The organism is Rothia sp. BD8 (genome assembly GCF_044878465.1).
Classification (GTDB): Bacteria; Actinomycetota; Actinomycetes; order Actinomycetales; family Micrococcaceae; genus Rothia; species Rothia kristinae.
Genome location: NZ_JANJES010000017.1, coordinates 14,923 through 38,925 on the forward strand (window position 1 = coordinate 14,923; position 24,003 = coordinate 38,925).

Here is a 24,003-nt window from a genome sequence, read left to right on the forward strand (position 1 = left end):
CGGGGGTGCCTGATCAGCGGCGGGGCAGCACGAGCAGGCGCCCGGAGACCGGGTGGCGCAGCACCTCGATGTCCCAGCCGTAGACCGCGCTGAGCCGCTGACTCGTGCACACCTGCTCCGGGGTGCCCTGCGCGACGATCCGGCCGTGCTCCAACAGGATGATCCGGTCGGCGTAGGCCGCGGCGACGTCCAGGTCATGCAGGACCACGACGACGCCGGCCCCATCCGCGGCCAGCTCCCGGCAGGTGCGCAGCGTCTCCTCCTGGTGCAGGATGTCCAGGGCCGCGGTGGGCTCATCCAGGAGGATCAGCGGGGTGCGCTGGGCGAGGACCCGGGCCAGCTGGACCCGGACGTTCTCCCCGCCGGACAGCGTGGTCATGTCCCGATGGCGCAGCCGCCGGGTGCGGGTCGTCTCCAGCGCCTCGGCGCAGGCCCGGTCGTCCTCCTCGGCGAGCGGAGTCCCCTTCCACGGGGTCCGCCCCATGGCCACGATCTCCTCCACGGGGTAGGAGAACGCGACCTGGGAGTTCTGCAGCAGGACGCTGCGCCGTCGGGCCAGCTCCATGGGGCTCCAGCCGCTCGGGGCCCTCTCGCCCACCCGCACCGTGCCGCGGCCCGGGGTGAGGTCCCCGGCGAGCGCGGACAGCAGGGTGGACTTCCCTGCGCCGTTGGGTCCGATCAGGGCCAGCACCTCCCCCGCCTCGACGTCCACGGTGATGTCCTCGAGCACGGACCGCTCCCCGAAGCCGTGGCCGATGCCCTCGGCTCGCAGCAGGCTCACAGGCTCACCCCCTTGCGCAGGGTGCGCCGCAGCAGCACGAAGAAGGTCGGACCCCCGACCAGGGCCGTGAAGATCCCGATGGGCAGATCCGCAAAGGGCACCAGCGTGCGCGCCGCCAGATCCGAGGCGGCGATGAGCACGGCCCCGCCGAGCATCGAGGCCGGCAGCAGCACGCGGTTGGAGGGACCCAGCGCCAGGCGCAGGACGTGCGGGACGATCAGCCCGACGAAGGCGATGATCCCGGCGTAGGCCACGGCCGCCCCCGTGAGCAGGGCCGCACTGGTGATGGCGGCGATGCGCAGGTGCTCGACGTCGACGCCCGTGTGCCGCGCCGCCCGATCGCCCAGAGCCAGCAGGTTCAGCCTTCCGGCGATGACGAGACCGACGACGAGGCCGAGGAGGATGATCGGGCCCGCGGAGAAGACGGCCTTCCAGGTGGAGCCGTTGAGGGACCCCATCTGCCAGAACACGATCTGATCCCGGTCGGTGGGGCTGGCGACGAACACCAGGAAGGCGATCGCGGCATTGGCCACGGCGGTCACCGCGATGCCCGTGAGGATCATGGTGATCACCCCGGCCCGGCCATCGCTGCGGGACAGGACGTAGACCACGACCGTGGTGACCATGGCCCCGACGAAGGCCAGCAGCGGCACGGTGAAGATCCCGAGGAAGCTCAGGCCCAGCACGATGGCCAGGCACGCCCCCACGGCGGCCCCCGCGGAGATGCCGATGACACCGGGTTCGGCCAGCGGGTTGCCGAACACCGCCTGCATGACAGCCCCGGCGCAGCCCAGGGCCGCCCCGACCAGCACGCCCAGGACGATGCGGGGGAAGCGGATGTTCCACAGGGTCGCATCCGCCAGCTGCAGGGAGGGCTGGACCGGGGACCACCCGAGGCGCCGGGTCACCGAACTCAGGACGTCCCTGGCCGGGATCTCGTACTGGCCGAGACCCGCGGAGAGCAGGCAGAGCACCGCCAGGACGACGCCGAGCGCGACGAGGGTCCCCCCGATGCGCCCGGCGCGGCCCCTCTGCGGCATCAGGAGGAGGCCCCGTCCCCGGACACCGCGTCCGGGGCGTAGACGGCCTGGGCCAGGGAGAGCAGCACCGCCGGGGTGTTCGGCCCGAAGGACAGGATCTGTCCGTCGGCCATGGACACGACGCGCCGGTTCTTCCCGGCCGTGGTCTCCCCGACGCCCGGACGAGCCAGGAACCCGTCGATGCCGCCGGTGGATTCGATGCCCTTGCTCATCGCCAGGATCAGATCCGGGTTGAGCTTGACCAGAGCCTCGGAGGTGGCGGGCACGATGTCCTCCACTCCCTTCTCGGTCGCGGCGTCGACCCCGGACAGGGAGGTGATCAGGTCATCCGCCCCGCTGCCCTTGCCCAGGATGAAGAACACCCCGGCGTTGCCGCGCACGTACAGGAAGGCCATGGACAGCTTCTTCCCGTCCTCACCGGGGGCGACGTCGCGGATCGTCTGGATCGCGTGGTCCAGATCCTTCTGCACCCGCTCCCCCAGGCGCTTGCCGTCCTCCGGAACCCCCAGGGCGTCGGCGACCTTCTGGATCTGCCCGTCGATCAGGTCCATGCGCCGGTCCGGGGAGAAGTGCACCACGGTGATCCCCGCCGAGCGCAGCTGCTCGGTGATCTCGGTGGGCCCGTTGGTGGTGTCCATCAGCACGACCGTCGGGGCCGTCTTCATGATGGCCTCGGCATTCAGATCGTGACCGTTCTCCGTCACCAGCGGCAGATCCTTCAGGGACTCCTCGGTGGATGAGGTGACCCGTCCGACCAGCTTGTCTCCCTGGCCCAGGGCCTCGACGGTCTGGGCGAGGGTGCCGTACAGGTCCAGGGCGAGGATCCGTGAGGTGTCCGTGACGGTGACCTCGGTGCCCTGATGGTCCTTGACGGTCACGGGCAGCTTCGGCTAGCTGGGATCGGAGATGGGCTCCACGTCCGGAACCGAGGCCGCCTCGGTGGGGCCGGTGATGGACTTCGGGTCATCCACGGCGTTCTGCTTCAGCGCGGTGGCGGCCTTCTCGAGAGACGCGGCGTACTGCTCGGAGTCGGCCCCGCCCCCGCCCCCGCCGCTGGCGGAGGAGCCCGCCGCGCCGCCCTGGTCACCGCAGGCGGTGAGCAGCAGGAGCAGGCTGAGCAGCAGGGCCGTGATGACCCTGGCCGGTCCCCGCAGGGCCCGGGGGTCGGCGGCCCCCGGGCGGGTGCTCGGTGCGGGGCGCATCAGCGCTGCCGCCCGTTCACGCGACGCCGGGCGATGACCACGGCGGCCGCGCCGACGGCCAGCACCGCCAGGCCGACCGCGGCCAGCTGCTGCGGACGCTGGGCGCCGGTCTCAGCCAGGTTCTCGCAACCGGGGCCCTGGTACTCCACACGGGTGGTCACCTGGGGGGAGGCGTCCGCGGCCGGCGCGGCGGCATCCCCGGTGAGGGACGCGGAGAAGCTCAGCGGATCCAGCTCCTGGCCGGCCTCGTAGAAGTTGGCGAAAGCATCGGCACCGGTCTGGGTGAGGGTGGTCTTCGCGTCGCTGACGGACACGGAGCCTCCGTCGGCCTGGATCCCGGACAGGTCCACGTTGGCGAACACGACGTCGCCGTAGTCCTTGTTCTTGCCCTCCATGTCATTGGAGGAGATGGTCGCGTAGAGCTTGCCGTGGCTGCCGTCGATCTCCAGGTGGAAGTCGGAGAGCTTGGTGTCCAGGATGCCCTTGTGCCCGGTGAAGTGCAGGGTGCCGGGGAACTTCAGGGAGCCGGAGCCGTCCTTGAAGGTCCCGGTGCCTCCGGACCAGGAGTACTTCCCGTTCGCGTAGCTGACGTCGGTCAGGTCCCACTTGCCCTTGGCGATGCCACCGGAGATGTAGTTGCGGAAGGAGGTCTTCAGTCCCCAGTCCATGGTGGCCGCGGAGACGGTGCCCTGGGCCGAGGACGCGCCGGAGGCGGCCGCCGGCGTCGCCGTCTCCGTGACGGTCACCGGCACGCACTGCAGCTCGGCCTGCCCGGGATCCGTGGAGACGGCCCCGGCACCACCGGCGCTCGTCCCGCTCTGGGCCCCGGAGCCGGACCCGGTCCCGCTGCCGTTGGAGCTCCCGGTCTGTGCGGCATCGTCCGTGGAGGCGGAGGCGGTCTTGCCGGAACCGGCGGAGGTGTCGGCCTCGTCCAGGGTGGCCTCATCCGGGTTCTGCACGGCGGCGCCCAGGCGCGCGGTGAAGCTCAGGGGGTCCAGTTCCTGGCCGGCCTCGTAGAAGCCCGCGAAGGCATCCGCGCCCTTGCTGGTGGGGGTGGTGCGCGCGTCCTGCGCGGAGATGACGTCGCCGGTCAGGGTGGCCCCGCTGAGATCCACCTGCGCCAGGGCGACGCTCTTGTAGGAGATCATCTTCCCGGGAGTCTTGTAGTCGTCGTTGAGCTCGCGGGAGTCGACGTCCGCGACGAGGGTGCCCTGGCCGTCGCGGATCTGCAGGCGGGCGTTGGCGATGGTCAGGTCCAGCAGCCCCTTGTGCCCGGTGAAGTGCAGCGTGCCGGGGTAGTCGATCTGGCCGGTGCGGGTGGCCGGATCGTAGTAGCCGCTGGCGTTGTCGTACGTGAAGATCCCGTTGCGATCCTGAACTCCGGACACGGTCCAGGAGCCACGGGCGATGGGGCCCTTGATGTACTTGCGGAAGGATTCCTTCACGCCCCAGGACATGGACCCGGAGTCCACCGTGCGCTTGGTGGTCTCGGTCTTCTTCCCCTCCTGGGCGGTGCCCTGGCCGGAATCCCGGGTGGGCTGGGCGGCGGGAGTCTCGGACGACTCGGCGGTGGACCGCGGGGCCGCGATGCTGGGCTTCGGGCTCGAGCTCGGCGCGGGCGTGGACGTGCGGGTGGGCTGCGGCTGCTCGCTGGGCTGGGCCGAAGGCTCCTGAGCGGCGGTGTAGGCGGCGGTCAGGCTCAGGGAGTCCAGCTCCTGGCCCGCGTCGTAGAAGGTCTGCCCGAACACGGCGCGCCCGGAGTCCTTGAGTGTGACCTTCGCGTCCTGGAGGCGGAGCTGGCCGTCGGCGCCGGTGAGGCCCTTGAGGTCGACGTCGGCCAGCTCCAGGTTCCGGTAGTCCTTCAGCTCGCCCTGAGTGGTGGTGTCGATGAAGGGCCGGGCCTTCGCGTCGGCGATCAGCGTGCCCTTGGTCCCGTCGATGCGCAGTCGCAGGTTGCTCAGGGTGGTCTCGAGGATGCCCTTGTGCCCGGTGAAGGCGACGGTGCCGGGCAGGGAGATCTCCCCGCGGGTGCCGTCGTAGGTGCCTTCGCCCCCGCTCCAGCGGTAGGTTCCGTCGGAGTTCTTCTGCAGACCGTCGGAGAGGGTGATCTTGCCGTGCGCGATGGACCCCTCGACGTACTTGCGGAAGGACTGCTTGACTCCCCAGTCGGCGGTGGCGTCGGTGACGTTCTTCTGGGCGGAGTCCTGGGTCGCCTGGCTGATCGAGGCCTCGGGGGCCGCCTGCACGGCGATGGGGGCGGCGGCGACGCCGGAGACGCCGAGGACGGTGGCCAGGAGCAGGGTGGAGGAGCGTCGGGCGGGCAGATGGGGGGGGGTCATGATGTCCTTCATGGGGGCTTGCGGGTGATGGGTGTTCCGGAAGGTGCCGCGGATGCGACCGACGTGGGAGGCGGCCGCTGGGCCGGGTCCCGCAGGCACCCCGCACCATGCGGGGTGCCTGCGGGACCCGTGCGGGTCAGTCCGCCTGGCGGGTGCGACGGCGCCGGGCCAGGAGGATCACACCGGCGGCCAGGGCCGCCAGGCCGATCGCGGCCGGGGCGGCCACGGCGGCACCGGTGCTGGCCAGTGAGCCGGTGGAGCCGCCGTCGGCGGTGGCTCCGGGCTGATCAGCATCGGCCTGGCCGCTGCCGCCGACGGTGAAACCGCCGCCGGAGCCGGGGGCGGAGACGCTGCCGTCGCCGGTGCCGCCGATCGTGGTGTCGGCGTCATCGGTGTGACCGGGCTGCTCGGTGGCGCTCGGCTGGGCGGTGGAGTCCCCGTCCGCGCCGGGGTTGCCCAGCTGGAAGGCGGACTCGTGGACGCTGCCGTCCTCGAAGGTCGCGGTGAACGGAACGGTGAAGGTCAGGCCGGCCGGGACCTCGGCGGGCCAGGTCACGCGCACGGCGCCGGTCTTCATGTCGACGTCGATGCTCCAGCCCTGCGGCAGCTCGGAGCGGTCGAAGGTGAAGCCGGAGACGTGCTCCCAGGTCGCGGCGTCCTTCAGGTGCAGGGTGGCCTCACCCCGGAGTGCCGTCGAAGGTCAGCACCACGGAGTCCCACTCCAGCACCACGGCCAGGGGTTCCGGCCGCTCGGTGGGCTCCGCGCTCGGAACGGGGGTTCCGGTCGCCGACGGGGCCGCGGTCGGCTCCTCGGTGGGGGTGGCCGTGGGCTCGGCCGTCGGGGTCGCGGTCGGCTCCTCAGTCGGCTCCGCCGTCGGCTCCTCGGTCGGCTCAGCCGTGGGCTCCTCGGTCGGCTCCTCAGTCGGCTCCGCCGTCGGCTCCTCGGTCGGCTCCTCGGTCGGCTCGGCCGTGGGCTCCGCCGTCGGGGAAGGATCCGGGAAGAGGGCCTGACGCTGGGCCTCGGTCAGCGTCAGCGGGGCGCTGTGCAGGAGGGTCTGCTCGGTGGGGTCGCCGTGAGCGGTCCACACGACCACCTTGTAGTCGGCGTCCTGGCGCAGCGCCGCCGTCTTGGCGGTCACGTCGGTGGAGAAGGCGCCGTCCCTGATCAGGCCCTTCCAGACGAAGCTGACGCCGGCGATGTTGTTCTGACGGACCTGCTCATCCGGGATCGAGGCATCCACGATCGCCGCGTACACGCCGGCGGCCTCCTTGCCGGTGGAGGCCTGGGGCAGGGATCCGTAGCCGGTGCCGGAGACCCGCACGGTCAGGTTCTCGGCGTCGGCGGAGAGCACCTGCTCGGTGGTCTCGCGCTGGACGGGAGCCTCGATCTGGGCGGAGAAGCTCAGCGGATCCAGTGCGGCGCCGTTCTCGTAGAAGGCCCCGCCGCCGAAGGCCACCTGCCCGGCCTCGGTCAGCGTGGTCGGCGCCCCCGCGACGGACAGGGTCCCGTCGGCCGAGCTCAGACCGGACAGGTCCACGTCGGCCAGCTCCAGGTTCGGGTAGGACTCCAGCTCGCCCTTGGTGGTGGTGTCGATGAACGGCCGCGCCTGGGCGTCGGCGATCAGCGTGCCCTTGGTCCCGTCGATGCGCAGTCGCAGGTTGCTCAGGGTGGTCTCGAGGATGCCCTTGTGCCCGGTGAAGGTGACGGTGCCCGGCAGGGCGACCTCCCCGGAGGTGCCGTTCCAGGTTCCGGTGCCCTCGCTCCAGTGGTAGGTGCCGTCGGCGTTCTGAGTCAGCCCGCCGGAGACGGCGATCTCCCCGCGGGCGATGGGGCCCTTGATGTAGCGACGGAAGGACTCCTTGACGCCCCAGTCCATGGTGGCCTGGGTCAGGGTGTCCTGCTGGGTCTGGGCGGCGGGCTGGACCTGGGCCTGGGCGGGGACCGGGCTCGCATCGGCGACGGCGGGCAGGCTCGCGAGGCCCGCCAGCCCGATGACGGCCGCGGCGGCGACGGTGCCGACGCGGCGGGAGGTGCTGGAGTTGTTCATGATGCCTTCGGGTCGAGTGACGGGGAGGGTCCGGTTCCTGTGCAGGCGCGGCTGTGCAACGGACGAGGGCCGGCACACCCCAAACTAAGGTGTGGCTCAGCAGAATTCAAGGGCACCCTCTGATCGAGTCATGTTTCGGTGACAGACTGTCATCAAGACATGTTGGCGACACCCTGTCACCAACCCTGTTCACCCGACCGAGTGCCCGGAGGCCCCGATGTCCGTCACCACCGCCCACCGCTCCCGCACCGACGCCGCGCAGGAGGAGACCTTCTCCGCGCGCCTGCGCCGCTCGACCGCCGAGCGGCACTCCTCCGCCGAGCACTCGACCTTCATGACCGACCTCATGGGCGGCACCCTGGATGCGAGCGCCTACCTCCGGCTGCTGGCGCAGTACCGCCACATCTACGCGGCACTCGAGGAGGTCGCCCGCTCCTTCCGCGAGGACCCCCAGCCGCTGACGGACCCGTTCGTCCTTCCCGGGCTGGATCGGCTGTCCGCGATCGAGGCGGATCTGGCGGTGCTCGCCGACTTGGTGGGCCGCCCGCTCGACGTCGACGGAGATCCTCTCTTCGCGGCCCTGCCCAGCACCGCCGAGTACGTCGCGCGCATCCGGACCACCCGCACCAGCCCGGAGCGGTTCCTGGCCCACCACTATCTGCGCTACCTCGGGGACCTCTCCGGCGGGCAGGCGGTGGCGGCGCTGATGGCCCGGCACTACGGACTTCCCGCCGAGGCGCTGAGCATGTACCGCTTCCCGGACCTGCCCAAGCCCAAGGTGTTCAAGGACGGCTACCGCACCCTGCTGGACCGGGCGCAGCTCAGCGAGGACCAGCGTGCCGCGCTGGTCGAGGAAGCCGTCGCCGGCTTCGACCTCAACGCCCGCATGTTCGCCGACCTGCAGCGCGCCGTGCGCGCCTGAGGCGGGGCATCGCCCCGGCGATCCTCCGACGATCCCCTGCGCCCGCTCTGGGCGACCCTCGGAGCGGGCACCGGCCCGCCCCGCTGCGGCTCACAGGGCCAGCAGCGGAACCTTCCGCTCGGCGTCGGTCCAGGAGCCGTGCTGACCCACCATGCCCTTGGCCAGCGGGGAGACCCGGCGCAGGTCGTACAGGGCCAGCTCCCCGGAGGCGGCGATCAGCAGATCCCCGATGCGTCCGCGGACCCCCTCGCGCAGGTCGCCGAAGCAGCCCGCGCGCACCAGGTCCTCCCGGTCCAGGATCCAGGCCCGGTCCCCGAAGCGCTGCCCCCACGCCGCGATCAGGCGCCCCCGCGCGGTCTCGTCCTCGGGGTCGGCCAGGTGCAGCTGGACCAGGCGCGGCTCGCCGGCGGTCAGCTCCACCCCGGCGACCAGCTCCGGGTGCTCGTCGTAGGAGATGCGGTGCTCGGCGGCGACGTCGACCATCCCGTGATCCGCGGTGAGCAGGATGAGGGTCTCCTCCCCCGCCCGCGAGCGCAGCCGCCGCAGCCCGGAGTCCAGCTCCTCCAGGGCCTCGCGCCAGGCGGGGGAATCCACGCCGTACCGGTGCCCGGCCTGATCCAGCTCCGGCCAGTACAGGTACATGAGGGTGGGCTCCGGGCTCTGCAGCCGCTGGGCGGCCTTCGCCACGCGGGCCACGGTGGAGCCGGCGGCTACGAAGTCCCCGCCGCGCAGGGCCGCCCGGGTCAGGGCCGACCCGGCGTAGGCGCGCTGGGAGACGGTCACGACGTCGGTCAGGCCCTCCAGCTGCTGGAAGATCGTCGGCAGCGGCTGCCAGTCCTCGGGCAGCATCTGCGGATCCCATCCGGAGAGCTGGTTGACCACGACGCGCCGGGACGGGTCCACGACGTCGTAGCCGACCATCCCGGTCCGTCCCGGGGGCTGCCCGGTGCCCAGAGTGGCCAGGGACGCCGCGGTGGTGGAGGGGAAGGCCGCGTCCAGATCCGCCAGGCGGGCCGCCCGGCGCAGGGTCGGGGCGTAGCCCAGGTGCCGCTCCAGCTGCTCGGCGCCGAGCCCGTCCACCAGGACCAGGCACACGTTGCGGTAGGAGCCCGGGGGCCGCCCGGCCCGTTCCAGCGCGGCGGACAGGCCGAGCCGGTCCCCGATCCCGGCGGGCCGGTGATCCTCGGGAAGCGCCTGCACGGGGCGGTGCAGGGCGGCCGCGGAGGCCAGCGCGTCGGCGACGGCGCCGGTGCCGTAGGCCGGGGCGGGCGGCATCTCGCGCCCGAGCAGGTCCCGCAGCGGGCTCGGGCTCACAGGTGGGAGGTCCCGGACAGGGCGGTGTTGGCCCGGCGCAGGGCCCGGGCGAACTCCTTGGCGTCCTCCACCGCCTGTGGGCCGTCCGCCTCCGCGGAGATCCGCAGCACGACGTCCTCCCGGGGGGCCACCCCGGTGTAGCCGTGGTCGGCCTCGCAGGCGGGATCCGCGCAGTCGGCCGGCTGCACGTCGATGCGCTGGGATCCGGTCCAGGACATCATCAGCGTGACCTCCGAGGCGGGGGTGCGGGGGGTGTACTCCTGGGGCTGGCGGTAGGCGAAGGACAGCGTCACGGAGGTGAGGTTGCGGATCGGGACGGTCTCCGTGGACACGTGGGCGACCACGTCCTGGCCGTCCTCGTCCAGCGCCTGGTCATCCACGTGGGTCACCTGCACGACCTCGCCGGCCAGGGCCAGGACGGTCACGTGCCGGTGGACCTCCGTCTGATCGAAGTGGGTCTCCACCTGCACCAGGTGCGAGGTGGGCACGGCCCCGTCCAGGGCATCCGTGACCACGTCCATGACCAGCTGCGGGTAGAAGCCCGCGTTGATGATGTCCTCTTCCAGCTTCCGTCCCTGATATCCCGACTCTGCCATCGACTCGCTTTCCTGGTGCCGCTGATCCTCTGCGCGGGGCGCGCGCCGTGCGCGGCACCCCGCCGTCCGGACATTCTACGTCCCGCCCGGCCCGCCCCGGGAGGCCCTGTGGATCACCGGGTCATGGTGCGCCGGGCGGAGTCCGTGCGCCGCTGGGGGTTGCCCAGATCCACCCGGGCGCCCAGCACCGTGAGGTCGTCGGCGGAGAGCATGACGGGATTCAGCTCCAGGCGCGCGATCTGCGGGTGGGCGTCCTTCAGCTGCGCCACCCGGGCCAGCAGCTCCTCCAGCAGGGACACCGCGACCACCGGCAGCCCCTCGTAGCCGAACAGCTTGCGGCTGGCCCGCGGCGCCCGCACCATCAGCCGCACGTCCCGCTGGGTCAGGGGCGGGACGCGGTGGGCCCAGTCCTCCAGCAGGTTCACCGCGTCCCCGGCCATCCCGAAGGAGACGACGGGCCCGAGCAGGGGATCCTCGGTGGCGCGGATGACGCAGTTCTGCCCGGGCGTTCCCATCGCCTGGACCTCCAGGCCGACCTCCCCGTAGGGGCGCAGGGTCCGGCGCATCAGGGCGATGTCCCGGCGCAGCGCGGCCTCGTCCTCGATGCCCAGGCGCACCCCGCCCAGGTCCAGGCGGTGGCGCAGGGTCGCGTCGGTGGTCTTCAGCACCACCGGGTAGCCCAGGCGCTCGGCGGCCCGCACCGCCTCCTCCTCGGTGGTGAAGGGCACCGATTCCAGCACCTCGATGCCGTAGGCCCCGAGCAGCTGCCGGGTGCGCTGCTGATCCAGCTCCAGCAGCCCCTCCCCCGGGATCCTCGGGGCCTCCTCGCGCAGCAGCCGCCGCACCGCCTTGGCGTCGGTGCCGTCCACCTCGGCCAGGAAGGCCTCCTCCTTCTCCCGCCAGTCGACGTAGTCCATGATCGCCGCGAGCGCGCCGACCGCGGCCCCCGGGGATTCGAAGCAGGGCAGCCCCGGCAGCTCCCGAGGCTCCTCCTGCCCCGCGGCGGACTCCTCGAGGGTGCGGGGGCACGGGAAGATGCCGCGGCGCGAGGCCGAGGAGTCCAGCACCCCGACGAACGCGGCGAGCACGGGGGTGCCGGTCTGGGCCGCGCAGTCCATCAGCACCGCGGCGATCTCGTCGGGATCGGCCAGGGGCGTGGGCAGCAGCGTGACGATGGCGGCGTCGACGTCGGTGGCGCGCAGGGCCGCGAGCAGGGCCTCGCGGATGATCTCGCGCGGGTCGGTCTCCAGCCCGGAGGTGTCCAGGGCGTCCTCGCGGCGGCGGACCTCCACCCCGTGGGCCGTGCAGGCGTCCTCGATGACCCGGCTCAGCGCGAAGGCGTTGGAGACCACCGCGACCCCGCGCCCGCGCGGCAGGGGCTGGGAGACGAGGATCTGGGCGATGTCCATCAGGTGCTCGGAGGTGTCCGCGCGGATCACCCCGGCCTGGCGCATCATCGCGTTGAGCGCCTCCGGCGGGGCGGAGCTGGTGCGCCCGGTGTGTCCCGGGGGCAGCTGGCGCCCGGTGACCTCGGATTTGGCGACGATGACGGGTTTGGTGCGGGCCAGGCGCCGGGCGATCCGGGAGAATTTGCGGGGGTTGCCGATGGACTCCAGGTACAGGCACACGGCCCGGGTGCGCGGGTCGTCCTCCCAGTACTGCATCAGGTCGTTGCCGGAGACGTCCGCGCGGTTGCCGGCGGAGAAGGCGGAGGAGACGCCGATGCTGCGGCGGAACGCCGAGGTGTACATCATCACGCCGATGGCCGCGGACTGGCTGAACAGCCCCAGCGCGCCCCCACCGGGGGCGTGCTCGCCGAAGGTCGCGTTCAGGCGGATCTCGGGGTCGGTGTTGACCATGCCCATCGACGCCGGGCCGATCACGCGCATCCCGTGGTCCCGGGCGATGCGCACCAGCTCCCGCTGGCGGGCCCGGCCGCGGGCGCCGTCGTCGGCGTATCCGCTGGTGATCACCAGGACCCCGCGCACCCCGGCCCGCCCGCACTCGCGCACCACCTGCGCGACCCGGTCGATGGGCACCGCGATGATCGCCACGTCCACGGTCTCCGGGACCTCGGCGATGCTGGGGTGGGCCATCATCCCGGCGACCTCCAGAGCCTCGGGGTTCACGGCGTAGACGGAGCCGGTGTACCCACCCTCCACGATGTTCACCAGGACCTCGTGGCCGGGGCTGGTCCAGTCCCGGCTGGCCCCGATCACCGCGATGGACCGGGGGGTGAGCAGCCGGGCCACCGACTTCGCCTCGGCGCGGTGCTCCCGGGATTCCATGACGGCGCGGGAGCGCTCGGTGGGGTCGATGTCGAAGTGGACCATGACCACGCCGTCGTCGAAGCCGCGGGACAGCTCGTAGCCGGCCTCGGAGAAGACGCTGAGCATCTTCCGGTTCTCCGGCAGCACCTCGGCGGTGAACCTGCGGATGCCCCGCTCCCGGCCGGCCGCGGCCAGGTGCTCCAGCAGGATCGAGCCGATGCCGCGCCCGTGGTGGGCGTCGGAGATGAAGAAGGCGACCTCGGCCTCGGCGGGATCCCCGGTGCGGTCGAAGCGGCCGATGCCGATCATCTCCTCCCCGAGCATCAGCACGAAGGCCACCCGGTCCGTGTGGTCCACGGTGGTGAAGCGGGTCAGCTCCTTGGCGGTCAGCGCCGACTTGTAGGTGAAGAAGCGCAGGTAGATGGTCTGCTCGGACTGCCCGGCGTACATCCGCTCCAGGGCGTCCCGATCGGTGGGCAGGACGGGGCGCAGGTGGGCGGTGGCTCCGTCGCGCAGGACGACGTCGGCCTCCCAGTGGGCGGGGTACGGGGGCTGCTCGGACTCGGCCATGACCCCATCCTAGTCCGGCACATCACACTTCCGGGTGGGCGTGACGACGCGGCGTCGCCCCGGGTCCGCCCGGGTGGGGCGTGACCTAGACTGGTGCGGCACCGTCCCCGCCCACCCCCGAAGCGCAAAGGATCACCGATGGCCCCTCGCCGCAAGAGCTCGAGCATGCAGGAGGAGTTCCCGGTCGACGTCGTGGAGAACATCGTCGACGTGGACGTCTCCGCGGAGATGGAGACCAGCTTCCTGGAGTACTCCTACTCGGTGATCTACTCCCGCGCCCTGCCCGATGCCCGGGACGGGCTCAAGCCCGTGCAGCGGCGGATCCTGTACATGATGACCCAGATGGGCCTGCGCCCGGACAAGGGGCACGTGAAGTCCGCCCGCGTGGTCGGCGAGGTCATGGGCAAGCTGCACCCGCACGGGGACGCGGCGATCTACGACGCGATGGTGCGCCTGGCCCAGCCCTTCGCGATGCGCCTGCCGCTGGTGGACGGGCACGGGAACTTCGGCTCGGTGGACGACGGCCCGGCCGCGGCCCGCTACACGGAGGCGCGGATGGCCCCGGCGGCCCTGGCGATGACCGGGGACCTGGACGAGGACGTCGTGGACTTCGTGCCCAACTACGACAACCAGTTCACCCAGCCCGGGGTGCTGCCCTCGGCCTTCCCGAACCTGCTGGTCAACGGCTCCTCGGGGATCGCGGTGGGCATGGCCACCAACATGGCCCCGCACAACCTGCGCGAGGTGATCGCCGGGGCCCAGCACCTGATCACCCACCCGCAGGCCACCCTCGAGGACGTCATGGCCTTCATCCCGGGCCCGGACCTGCCCACCGGCGGCACGATCGTCGGGCTGTCCGGGATCCGCGACGCCTACGCCTCCGGGCGCGGCTCCTTCAAGACCCGCGCGAAGGTCAGCATCGAGCAGGTCACCGCCCGCAAGCAGGGCCTGGTGATCACCGAGCTGCCGTACATGGTGGGCCCGGAGAAGATCATCGAGAAGATCAAGGACGGGGTGCAGGCCAAGAAGCTGTCCGGGATCTCCGACGTCGTGGACCTCACGGACCGCAAGCACGGCACCCGCCTGGTCGTGGAGCTGAAGAACGGGTTCAACCCGCACGCGGTGCTGCTGAGCCTGTACAAGCACACCCCGCTGGAGGACTCCTTCGGCATCAACAACGTCGCGCTGGTGGACGGGCAGCCGCAGACCCTGGGCCTGCTGGAGCTGCTGCGGGTGTACGTGGACCACCGGATCGACGTCGTGCGCCGGCGCACCGAGCACCGGCTGGGCCGCTCGAAGGACCGGCTGCACCTGGTGGAGGGCCTGCTGCTGGCCATCGTGGACATCGACGAGGTCATCCAGATCATCCGCGCCGCCGAGGAGACCGCCGAGGCCCGCACGCGGCTCATGCAGGTCTTCGATCTGACCCAGGTGCAGGCCGAGCACATCCTGGAGCTGCGGCTGCGGCAGCTGACCAAGTTCTCCCGGATCGAGCTGGAGCGGGAGCAGGAGGAGCTGCGCGCGCGCATCGCCGAGCTGGAGGAGATCCTCGGTTCGGATGCGACGCTGCGCTCGGTGGTCTCCGCGGAGCTGGGCGAGGTGGCCGAGAAGTACGGCACGGACCGGCGCACGGTGCTCACCGAGACGGACGATCTGGCGCAGCTGGCGAAGGCGGCGACCCCGGCCGGGGCGAAGAAGACCGGGAAGGGCCTGGGCCTGGCCCTGGAGACCGCGGACGACCCGTGCTGGGTCGCGCTGTCCGCCTCGGGTCTGCTCGGACGCACCCCCGGGGCCCCCGGCGGCCGGGAGCGGCTGGCGGATCCGGGCCAGCGGATCAAGCACGACGCGCTGGTCTCCTGCATCCCCGCGACCGCACGCGGGGAGGTCGGGGCGGTGAGCAGCGCCGGCCGGATGCTGCGGGTGAACGTGATGGACCTGCCGGTGCTGCAGCTGAGCGGGCAGGCGCCGAACCTGGGCACCGGGGTGCCGGTGGCGGAGTTCCTGACCCTGGCCCGCGGGGAGCGGGTGGTGGGCCTGGTGCCGACCTCCGAGGTCATCGCCCTGGGCACCCGGGACGGGGTGGTCAAGCGGGTGAATCCCGACTACCCGCTGAACCGGGACGACTGGGAGGTCATCACCCTGAAGGGCCGCGACGAGGTCCTCGGGTGCGCCGCGGCCGCCGATGACGACCACCTGGTGTTCATCACCCGGGCGGCGAAGCTGCTGACCTTCGACGCCTCCAAGGTGCGGCCGCAGGGCCGCACCGGCTCCGGGGTGGCCGGGATCAAGCTGGCCGAGGACGACGCCGTGCTGGCCTTCGGGGTGGTGCGCCCCGGTCAGCGGGCCGAGGTCGTCACCATCGCCGCCCAGGACGACTCCCTGCCCGGCACCGGCGCCGGCTCCGCGAAGGTCACGGCCTTCGAGGAGTTCCCCGCCAAAGGCCGGGCCACCGGCGGGGTGCGGGCGCATCGCTTCCTGCGCGGGGAGTCCCGACTGGCGCTGGCCTTCGCCGGGCCCGGCCCGGTGCGGGCCGTGTCCAAGTCCGGGGTGGCCCGGTCCCTGCCCACCGAGCACGGTGCCAGGGACGGGTCCGGGGTGCCGCTGGAGCGCGGCATCGTCGCCGTCGGCCCCTCCCTGGACGGCCTCGACGCCGGGCAGCGGCAGAGCCCGACGTCGTAGGCCGGGCCCGCGGGCGGCGGGCGGCCAGCGCAGCGGCCTCAGGACGCCTCGCCGGGCACCGGGTGCGGCTCCCGGGCGTCGGCCGTGCCCGGAGCCAGGCGCAGGACGCTGCGGCAGTGTGCCAGGTCCGCCGGGCGGTGGGAGATGACGATGACGCCGGGCGCCGTCGCGTCGTTCTCCCCCGGGCCGGGGCTCAGACCCGCGGCCAGCCGGGCCATCATGGCGCGCGCGGTGGGTTCGTCCAGGTGGGCGGTGGGCTCATCCAGGTACAGCAGGGGCGCCTCGGTCAGCAGCGCACGGGCCACGGCCAGGCGCTGGCGCTGACCCCCGGACAGCAGGCCGCCGGCCGGGCCCACCCGGGTGTCCAGGCCCTGCGGCAGGGCCGCGACGTCCTGCGCGAGACCGGCCCGCTCCAGGGCGGCGAACAGCTGATCGTCGGTGGGCGCGTGCTCCCGGTCCCGGGCCAGGGACAGGTTCCCGCGCACGGTCGAGTCGAAGACGTAGGCGTCCTGCGGGCACCAGGCGGCCAGCCCGCGCAGCCGGGACGGACCGAGCTCGGGCCCCGCCGCGGAGGAGGCGGGATCGGCGGGGGCGGAGACCGCGGGGTCCAACGCCCGGATGCTGCCGGACTCGCGGGGCAGGAAGCCCAGCAGCACCGCCAGCGCGGTGGACTTCCCGGAGCCGGAGGGCCCGGTGATGCCCCACCAGCGTCCCCGGGCCGCGGTTCCGGTGAGCCCGCGCACCGCCGGCCGGTCCATCCCGGGCCAGCGCGCGGCGACCTCCCGCAGCACCAGGCCCGCCGGCTCGACGTCATCCCGCTCGGCACGGTCCCTCCCCTGGGGTGCGGCGGGGGCGCGGTCCTGCGCACCGGCCCGGACGGCGTCTTCCGTCCGATCTCCGACCTCCGACGGGGTGCCCTCCTGCGCCTGGGAGCCGACCCGCCGGGTCAGTCGGGCGAAGGCGGGCCACGCGCGGATCGCCTCGGTGGCCGCCGTCATCGGCTCCACCAGGGCGGTGGCCAGCAGCACGGGGATCGCCGCCACCGGTGCGGAGACCGCACCGGAGGAGACGGCCGGCCAGGCCAGGGCCGCCGTGCCCAGGGCGGTGCCCCACCACAGCAGCACCTGCCCGCCGGAACCGAGGCCCGTCACCCAGGCCGCCCGGCGGGCCGCCGCGTGCGCGGCGGCGTCGGCGGACCGGAACACCGCGAGCACGGGCTCGACCACGCCGTTGCCGCGCAGATCCTCCCGGTTCTCCAGGACCCCGGCGGCCAGGCCCAGGGCGCGGGCCCGCACCTCCCGCTGGGTCCCCTCCCCCGCGGCGTCGGCCCGCAGGGCCAGGCCGGGGATCACGATCAGACCCACGACGCCGGCCGCGGCCATCAGCCACGCGGCCGACGGGAGACACACCGGGGTGGCGATGACGGCCACCGCCAGGACGGGCACGGCGGTCGCGGCGGGCAGCAGCACCCGGGGCAGGGCATCGCGCAGGTCCTCGACGTCGGCGATCAGCCGACGCAGGAACTCCCGGCCGCGCAGCAGGGAGCGCAGGCCCAGGGCGGTGGCGCCGGTCGCGCTCCAGGTGCGCAGCCGCAGCGCATCGGCCCCGCGCAGGGCGAGATCGTGGGTGCGCAGCCGCTCGGCGTAGCGGAACCCGGCCCGGGCCAGGCCGAAGAAGCGCACCCCGGTGATGGCCACGAGCAGGTACATCAGCCCCGGCTGCTGGGCCGCGCGCACGATCAGCCACCCGGACAGCGCGGTCAGGGCGGCCCCGGCCAGGACGGCCAGGGTGTTCAGGGTCAGGGCCCCGAGCAGGGCGCGGGCGCGCAGGCCGGTGACCCGGCGCAGGATCCCCAGCACCTCGCGCACCCGGGGCCGGGAGCCGTCGGCCGCGGCGGTGGGACCCGCGGTGGCAGGCCCCGCGACGGCGTCCGGCGCCCCGGCCTCCCGCGGGGCTCGCTCCTCGTCGGTCCTCCCCTGCCTGGCCGGGTCCGCCGCGTCGGGTGCGGGTTCCGGGGCCGGGTCCGGGCCGAGCGCGCCCCGGGCGTCCACGCGCAGGACCCGATCGGCCACGGCGCGCACCCGCGGGCTGTGGGTGACCACCACGACGGCGGCCCCCGCGGCGGCCAGGGCCCGCAGGCTGTCCAGCACCCGCGCGGCGGCCGCCGGGTCCAGGTGGGCCGTGGGCTCGTCCACCAGCACCAGCCCGTGGGCGTCCGGCCCGGAAGCACCGGGCGCGTCGATCACCGGCCCCTCGGTTCCCGTTCCGTCGGCTCCTGGCCCATCGATACTCACCCCGTGGGCGCCAGAGGCGGGGTCCGCGCGGCGAGCCAGGAGGGGCGCCAGGGCGCGGGCCAGGGCCAGCCGCCGCTGCTGGCCCGCACTCAGCGCCGCCGGGGCCACCCGGGCCAGGCCCAGCAGGCCCAGCCGCTCCAGGGCCGCCCGCACCCCGGGCACCGCCAGGGCTCCCCGGTCCCGGTCCTTCTCCCCCGGCAGGGATCCGATGCCCTCGCCGGCCGCGAGCCACTGCCCGGCCCGAGACGGCTCGGCGTACAGGGCCGTCTCCGCCGCGGCGGTCTCGGCCAGGAAGCGGGGATCCTGCCCGACCCACGCCACCGGGCCGCGCACCCGCACCGATCCGGTCACCGCGGACCCCGCGGGCAGCAGCCCGGCGGCCGCGCGCAGCAGGGTGGTCTTGCCCGCCCCGGAGGGACCCACCAGCGCGGTGATCTCCCCGGACCGGGCGGTCATCTCGACGTCGTGCACGGCGGGCTCGGTGCGCCCGGGGTAGGTCACGCTCAGCCCCTCGACGGCCAGGACCGGGCGACCCGCCGCTGCGCCCGGCGCGTCCCCCGGCGCAGCATCGGCCGCGTCCCCCGGCTCCTCCTGCCCGGTCGCCGCAGGGTCCTCCCGGAGGATCTCCTCGGCCCGACGCAGGGCCGCGACCCCGTCCTGGGACTGGTGGTAGGCGGTGCCGACGTCGCGCAGGGGCTGGAAGCATTCGGGGGCCAGCAGCAGCACCAGCAGCCCGGTGTCCAGCCCCAGGCTCCCGTTGACCAGGCGCACCCCGATGGTCACGGCCACCACCGCCACGGACAGCGTGGTGATCAGCTCCAGGGCCAGGGAGGAGAGGAAGGCCGAGCGCAGAGTGGTCATGGTGGTGCGCCGGTAACGCTCCCCCAGCTCGGCCAGAGCGCGCCGCTGCGCCCGATCCCGGTTCAGCCCCACCAGCACGGGCAGGCCCCGGGCCAGCTCCGCCAGGTGCGAGGACAGCCGCAGCAGCCCGGCCTGGGCGGTGCGGGTGTCCCGCTGGGTGGTCTTGCCGATCAGCATCATGAACACCGGCACCAGCGGCAGGGTCAGCACCAGCACGAGCGCGCTGATCGGATCGACCAGCGCCACCACGCCCAGCAGGATCACGGGGACGACGCCGGTGGCCACCAGGGCGGTCACGGACCGGGTGTAGTAGTCGTCCAGGGCGTCCAGTCCCCGGGTGATCAGCACGGCCGCCCCGCCCGCGCCGAGGTGCCCGCCGCGCAGCTCGCGGCGCAGCAGCCGCTCGCGCAGCTCGGTCTGGGCGCCGCGGGCCGCGCGCCGGGCGGCAACACCCAGCAGCCAGTCACCCGCCGCCCGCAGCGCCAGGCCGCCGACCGCGATCGCCAGGGCCGCGCTCAGACGCTGCGCGGGGAATCCGCCGGGCGTCCAGGACCCGCCGAGCCCGGGCAGCAGGGCGTCATCGCGCAGGACCTGTGTGCCGATGTACTCGGGCAGGGGCCCGGCGGCGCCGGGATCCGACAGGCCGGCCAGCCCCGCCTGGGCCAGTCCGGTCAGCAGCACGGCCAGGCCCAGGCTGAACAGCACCGTGCCGACCGCGCGCATCGCCTGCAGGAGCCCCAGTGCGGGCAGGGCCCTGCGAGCGTTCGGCCCCAGCGGGGGCCGCGCGGACGACCCACCCCGGGACTCGGCCTCGGAGGGCGCACCGGGGGCGGCCTCGGTGGCGAGGTGGGGATCGGCGCCGGGGTCGACGCCGGGGCGGGCCGGGCTCATCAGCGGCTCAGGCGGTGCGGGTCGGGTGCTCGGCCAGCTCCCGCACGTCGTGGGCGTCCGGGATGTGCTCGGTGCGCAGGCGCTTGCGGAACACCCAGTAGGACCAGCCCTGGTACAGGAACAGCACGGGCAGGCCGAAGCAGCCCACGATGGTCATGATCTTCAGGGTGTACTGGGAGGAGGCGGCGCTGGTCACGGTCAGATCCGCCCCTCCAGCCAGGGTCGTGGGCAGCACCACGGGGAACACGGCCAGGAAGACGGCCGCCGCCCCGGCGATGAGGAACACGGCGCTGCCGGCGAAGCTCGCCCCGTCGCGCCCGGCGCGGGCGAAGGCCCAGGACAGCACGGCCCCGAGCACGGCCAGTCCGGTCAGCGCCCAGGTCGGGCCGACGCCGTCGCGCACCTGCACCAGCAGGACCCACCCGGCCAGGGGCAGCAGACCCACCGGCAGCAGGCGCACCAGGGCCCGCTGGGCCCGCTCCTGCACCGGCCCGGAGGTCTTCAGGGCCAGGAACGCCAGCCCGTGGACCAGGGCGAAGCCGAGGAAGCCGAGGCCGCCGAGCACCGCGGGCCAGGTCAGCCACGCGAAGGCCCCGCCGATCCGGTCCCCGTTCGCATCCAGCGGCAGGCCGGTGGTGGTCAGGGCCAGGGCCGCGCCGATGAGGAAGGCGATCGCCCCGGAGGAGACCGCCAGGATCCCGTTCCAGGTGCGCGCCCACCGGGCGGAGGAGCCCTTGCCCCGGTATTCGATGGACACGGCCCGCAGGATCAGCGCCAGCAGCAGCAGGGTCAGCGGCAGGTACAGGGCGGAGAACAGGGCGCCGTACCAGAACGGGAAGGCGGCGAAGGTCGCGGCACCGGCGGTGACCAGCCAGACCTCGTTGCCGTCCCAGACCGGTCCGATGGTGTTCAGCAGCAGCCGCCGCTCCTTCTCGTCCCGGGCGAAGATGCGGCCCATGAGCATCCCGACGCCGAGGTCGAAGCCGTCCAGCACCAGGTAGCCGGTCCAGAACAGGCCGATCACCAGGAACCAGGCGGTGTTCAGCGCGGGTTCGTTCGCGAGGGTCTCGATCATCGGGTGCTCCTAGTAGGCGAAGGCCAGGACGTCGTCGGAGCGTCGGCCGGCAGGCGCGTCCGCGTCGTCGTCATCGTGCTCGGGGTCCCGCACCAGCTCCGGCATGGCCGCCACGACGCCGGTGCGCACGTACTTGGCCAGCAGCCAGACCTCCACGATCATCAGCACCAGGTAGACCAGGCACAGGCAGATCAGGGAGGTCAGCAGCTCGCCGGGGGTGATCGTCGGGGAGACGGCGGCCTCGGTGAACATGTGGATGCGCTGGCTGGCCGGCAGATCCGGGTTGGGGGCGACGACGAAGGGCTGGCGGCCCATCTCCGTGAACACCCACCCGGTGACGTTGGCGCCGAAGGGCGCGAGGATCCCGAACACGGCCAGGCGCATCAGCCACCGGGATTCCGGCACGGTGCCCTTGCGGGTCAGCCACCACGCCAGGGCGCAGGCCAGCGCGGCCAGGCCGCCGAACGTGATCATGATCCGGAAGCCCCAGTAGGTGACGATCATCAGCGGGACGTAGTTGATCTCCTGCCCCGCTCGGTCCCCGTACTTGGCGTCCTGGGCGAGGTTGGTGCCGTACTCCTTCTCGTACTGGGGCACCAGGGTGTTGATCCCGGCGACGTCGGTGTGGAAGTTGTCGTGGGCGAGGAAGGACAGCAGCCCGGGGATCTCGATGACGGTGTGCACGTTGTTGCAGTCCCGCGCCCCGGGGTTGGAGAAGGTGAACACGGAGAAGGCCGTGCCGTCGTGGCAGGCGGCCTCGGCGGAGGCCATCTTCAGCGGCTGCTGGTGGATCATCAGCTGGGCCTGCACGTGCCCGGAGAAGGCGGTGCCGAGGAAGCCGACGATGCCGATCAGGCAGCCGATGCGCAGGGAGCGCCACCAGACCCGGTAGTCGGTGCGGTCCCGGGCGCCGGTGGGCTCCTCGCCCACGACCACCCGGCCCTGCGCATCCACGGTGTCGATGCCGGCCCGGCGGCGCTGCCACAGCTTGTACCAGGCGATGCCCAGCAGGAAGGATCCGGCCACCGCGATCGAGCCGAACAGGGTGTGGATGATCGCGACGATCGCGGTGTTGTTGGTCAGCACCGCGGCGATGTCGTCGAGCACCGGGCGCCCGTCGACGATCTCGTAGCCCACCGGGTGCTGCATCCAGGAGTTGGCGACGATGATGAAGTACGCGGACAGCAGGGAGGCGACCACCGCGCAGCACAGGCACGCGGCGTGCACCCAGGGCTTCAGCCGATCCCAGCCGAAGATCCACAGGCCCAGGAACGTGGATTCGACGAAGAAGGCCAGCAGGGACTCCATGGCCAGCGGCGCGCCGAAGACGTCGCCGACGAAGCGGGAGTACTCGGACCAGGCCATCCCGAACTGGAACTCCTGGACCAGCCCGGTGGCCACGCCCATGATGAAGTTGATGAGGAAGAGCTTGCCCCAGAACTTGGTCATCCTCAGGTACTCGGGTCTGCGGGTGCGCACCCAGGCGATGTTGAGGGTGGCCACGACGGTGCCGAGGCCGATGGTCAGGGGGACCATCATGAAGTGGTACACGGTGGTGATGCCGAACTGCCACCGTGCGATGTCGACGATGTCCACGCTGCTCCTCGAGGGATCGTGAAGAGGGTGATGCGCGGCGCTCCCGTGGCATCGCGCCGCCCGTCGGGAGGCGGTTGCGGGCGCGGGCGCGCCGATGGGCCAGACCGTAGCACCGCCTCCTGGGATCCAGCCTGGGTGACCGGGGGCGCACCGCGGGATCCTGCGGCAGCCGGGTCGCCGAGGGCTGCGGGGTGTGGCGCAGCGATCAGGGGTGATTCCGGCCGCACGCCCCGCCCCCGTCCGACAGACGGGGTCCGGGCGCGGATCGACGCGACCGCCCGACGTCGGGTTCAGCGGGTGCGGGGACCCAGCAGACCGAGGTCCTGCACCGCCTGGCGCTCGGCGCGCAGCTCCCGCACCGAGGCCTCCAGCCGGGTGGTGATGTCCTCGGACATCTCCAGGTCCGGCACGACCCGCCAGCCGCCGGCGGAGCAGATGACGGGGGCGGAGGAGATGACCCCGGGCTCGACGCCGTAGGAGCCGTCGCTGGGCACGCACATGGAGGTCCAGGTGCCCTCCGGGGTGCCGTGCACCCAGTCGCGCACGTGGCGCAGCGTCGCGTGGGCCGCGGAGGCCACCGACGAGCCGCCGCGCGCGGCGATGATCGCGTGTCCGCGCATGGCCACGGTGGGCATGAAGGTCTCGGTGATCCACTCCTGTCCCAGGCCCCGTTCGGCCAGCACTTCGCGGGCACCGCGTCCGCCGATGCGGGCGTGGTCCAGGTCCGGGACCTGGGTTCCGGAGTGGTTGCCCCAGATGATCACCCGGGAGACGTCCCGCACGGGCGCCCCGGCGGCCTCGGCCAGCTGGGCCTCGGCCCGCAGGTGGTCCAGGCGGGACAGGGCGGTGAAGCGCCCCAGGGGGACGTCCGGGGCGTGGCTGGCGGCGATCAGGGCGTTGGTGTTGGCCGGGTTGCCGACGACGGCCACCCGCACGTCCCCGGCCGCGGCGGCGTTGATGGCCCGACCCTGCTCGGCGAAGATCGCGGCGTTGAAGGAGAGCAGGTCCCCGCGGTCCATGCCGGGTCGGCGCGGGGCGGAGCCGATGAGCAGGGCGAGGTTCGCCCCGTCGAAGGCGACCTCGGGATCGTCGGTGATCTCCACGGAGTCCAGCAGGCCGAAGGCGCAGTCCGCAAGCTCCATGGCGGTGCCTTCGGCGGCGGGCAGGGCCGCGGGGATCTCCAGCAGCTTCAGGCGCACCGGCTGATCCGGGCCGAGCATCTCACCGGCGGCGATGCGGAAGAGGATGGCGTAGCCGATCTGCCCGGCGGCCCCGGTCACGGTGACGGTCACGGGGTCCCGGCGCAGTCGAGCGGTGGTCGTGGTGCTGGTCTGCATGGTTCCCAGGCTAGTGATCCGCCCCCGGGGGGGCCCCCGGGGGGGGGGGGGGGGGGGGGGGGGGGGGGGGGGGGGGGGGGGCGGGGGGGGGGGGGGGGGGCCGGGGGGGGGGGGCCCCCCCCGCGCCCCGCCGCCCCGCCCCCCCCCGCCCCCCCCCCCGCCCCCCCCCCGCCCCGCCGCGGCCCGGC

At 73.4% G+C, this 24,003-nt stretch carries 16 protein-coding genes; 2 read left to right on the top strand and 14 right to left on the bottom strand.

Features of this window, described 5'->3' with window-relative positions:
* Window positions 1–13 precede the first annotated feature (13 nt).
* From NQ707_RS10125 to NQ707_RS10155, 7 genes are all read right to left on the bottom strand, one after another.
* Window positions 14–775: a heme ABC transporter ATP-binding protein gene (locus NQ707_RS10125; RefSeq protein WP_404435707.1), complete on the bottom strand. Its 762-nt coding sequence runs from the start codon at window positions 773–775 to the stop codon at window positions 14–16.
* 2 nt (window positions 776–777) lie between these two features.
* Window positions 778–1,821 carry a FecCD family ABC transporter permease gene (locus NQ707_RS10130; RefSeq protein ID WP_404435692.1) on the bottom strand — a complete coding sequence of 348 codons (1,044 nt, stop codon included), beginning with the start codon at window positions 1,819–1,821 and terminating at the stop codon, window positions 778–780.
* Window positions 1,821–2,699 carry a hemin ABC transporter substrate-binding protein gene (locus tag NQ707_RS10135; RefSeq protein ID WP_058743657.1) on the bottom strand — a complete coding sequence of 293 codons (879 nt, stop codon included), beginning with the start codon at window positions 2,697–2,699 and terminating at the stop codon, window positions 1,821–1,823. Before NQ707_RS10135 ends, NQ707_RS10130 begins: the two co-directional genes overlap by 1 nt.
* Before the next feature lie 12 nt (window positions 2,700–2,711).
* On the bottom strand, window positions 2,712–3,023 hold the full coding sequence (locus tag NQ707_RS10140; protein ID WP_058743658.1) for a hypothetical protein: 312 nt from the start codon (window positions 3,021–3,023) through the stop codon (window positions 2,712–2,714).
* Window positions 3,023–5,362: an HtaA domain-containing protein gene (locus NQ707_RS10145; protein ID WP_404435694.1), complete on the bottom strand. Its 2,340-nt coding sequence runs from the start codon at window positions 5,360–5,362 to the stop codon at window positions 3,023–3,025. The genes NQ707_RS10140 and NQ707_RS10145 overlap by 1 nt, the downstream gene beginning before the upstream one ends.
* Window positions 5,363–5,498: 136 nt before the next feature.
* Complete coding sequence (locus NQ707_RS10150) at window positions 5,499–6,032, bottom strand: Rib/alpha-like domain-containing protein (protein ID WP_404435709.1); 534 nt, start codon at window positions 6,030–6,032, stop codon at window positions 5,499–5,501.
* A gap of 7 nt (window positions 6,033–6,039) precedes the next feature.
* Entirely contained in the window at window positions 6,040–7,410 is a 1,371-nt protein-coding gene (locus tag NQ707_RS10155; RefSeq protein ID WP_404435696.1) for an HtaA domain-containing protein, read from the bottom strand.
* 217 nt (window positions 7,411–7,627) lie between these two features.
* Between NQ707_RS10155 and NQ707_RS10160 the strand changes: the two genes are divergently transcribed.
* Entirely contained in the window at window positions 7,628–8,332 is a 705-nt protein-coding gene (locus NQ707_RS10160) for a biliverdin-producing heme oxygenase (RefSeq protein ID WP_358293820.1), read from the top strand.
* A 90-nt stretch (window positions 8,333–8,422) separates the two neighbouring features.
* Here NQ707_RS10160 and NQ707_RS10165 read toward each other — a convergent pair whose 3' ends face one another.
* The 3 genes from NQ707_RS10165 to NQ707_RS10175 all read right to left on the bottom strand — a co-directional run bounded on the left by NQ707_RS10165 (window position 8,423) and on the right by NQ707_RS10175 (window position 13,082).
* A complete protein-coding gene (locus NQ707_RS10165) occupies window positions 8,423–9,646 on the bottom strand; it encodes an alkaline phosphatase family protein (RefSeq protein WP_404435698.1) in 1,224 nt (407 codons plus the stop codon).
* A complete protein-coding gene (locus tag NQ707_RS10170) occupies window positions 9,643–10,242 on the bottom strand; it encodes a DUF5998 family protein (protein WP_058731494.1) in 600 nt (199 codons plus the stop codon). The genes NQ707_RS10165 and NQ707_RS10170 overlap by 4 nt, the downstream gene beginning before the upstream one ends.
* A 113-nt stretch (window positions 10,243–10,355) precedes the next feature.
* Window positions 10,356–13,082, bottom strand: coding sequence for a GNAT family N-acetyltransferase (locus NQ707_RS10175; RefSeq protein WP_404435700.1), 2,727 nt, complete (start codon window positions 13,080–13,082; stop codon window positions 10,356–10,358).
* A 138-nt stretch (window positions 13,083–13,220) separates the two neighbouring features.
* Here NQ707_RS10175 and NQ707_RS10180 point away from each other — a divergent pair, with 138 nt between their 5' ends.
* Window positions 13,221–15,761, top strand: a complete 2,541-nt coding sequence (locus NQ707_RS10180; protein WP_404435702.1) for a DNA topoisomerase (ATP-hydrolyzing) subunit A — start codon at window positions 13,221–13,223, stop codon at window positions 15,759–15,761.
* Between the two features lie 38 nt (window positions 15,762–15,799).
* Here the strand turns inward: NQ707_RS10180 and cydC are convergent, their stop codons facing one another.
* The 4 genes from cydC to NQ707_RS10200 form a co-directional block, all read right to left on the bottom strand.
* Complete coding sequence (gene cydC, locus NQ707_RS10185) at window positions 15,800–19,807, bottom strand: thiol reductant ABC exporter subunit CydC (RefSeq protein WP_404435704.1); 4,008 nt, start codon at window positions 19,805–19,807, stop codon at window positions 15,800–15,802.
* A 7-nt stretch (window positions 19,808–19,814) separates the two neighbouring features.
* Window positions 19,815–20,882 (bottom strand): cytochrome d ubiquinol oxidase subunit II, encoded by a 1,068-nt coding sequence (gene cydB / locus NQ707_RS10190; protein WP_058730672.1) that lies wholly within the window; start codon window positions 20,880–20,882, stop codon window positions 19,815–19,817.
* Window positions 20,883–20,891: 9 nt separating this feature from the next.
* Window positions 20,892–22,478 carry a cytochrome ubiquinol oxidase subunit I gene (locus NQ707_RS10195; protein WP_058730673.1) on the bottom strand — a complete coding sequence of 529 codons (1,587 nt, stop codon included), beginning with the start codon at window positions 22,476–22,478 and terminating at the stop codon, window positions 20,892–20,894.
* 290 nt (window positions 22,479–22,768) lie between these two features.
* Window positions 22,769–23,785: a malate dehydrogenase gene (locus tag NQ707_RS10200; protein WP_404435711.1), complete on the bottom strand. Its 1,017-nt coding sequence runs from the start codon at window positions 23,783–23,785 to the stop codon at window positions 22,769–22,771.
* Between the last annotated feature and the right edge of the window lie 218 nt (window positions 23,786–24,003).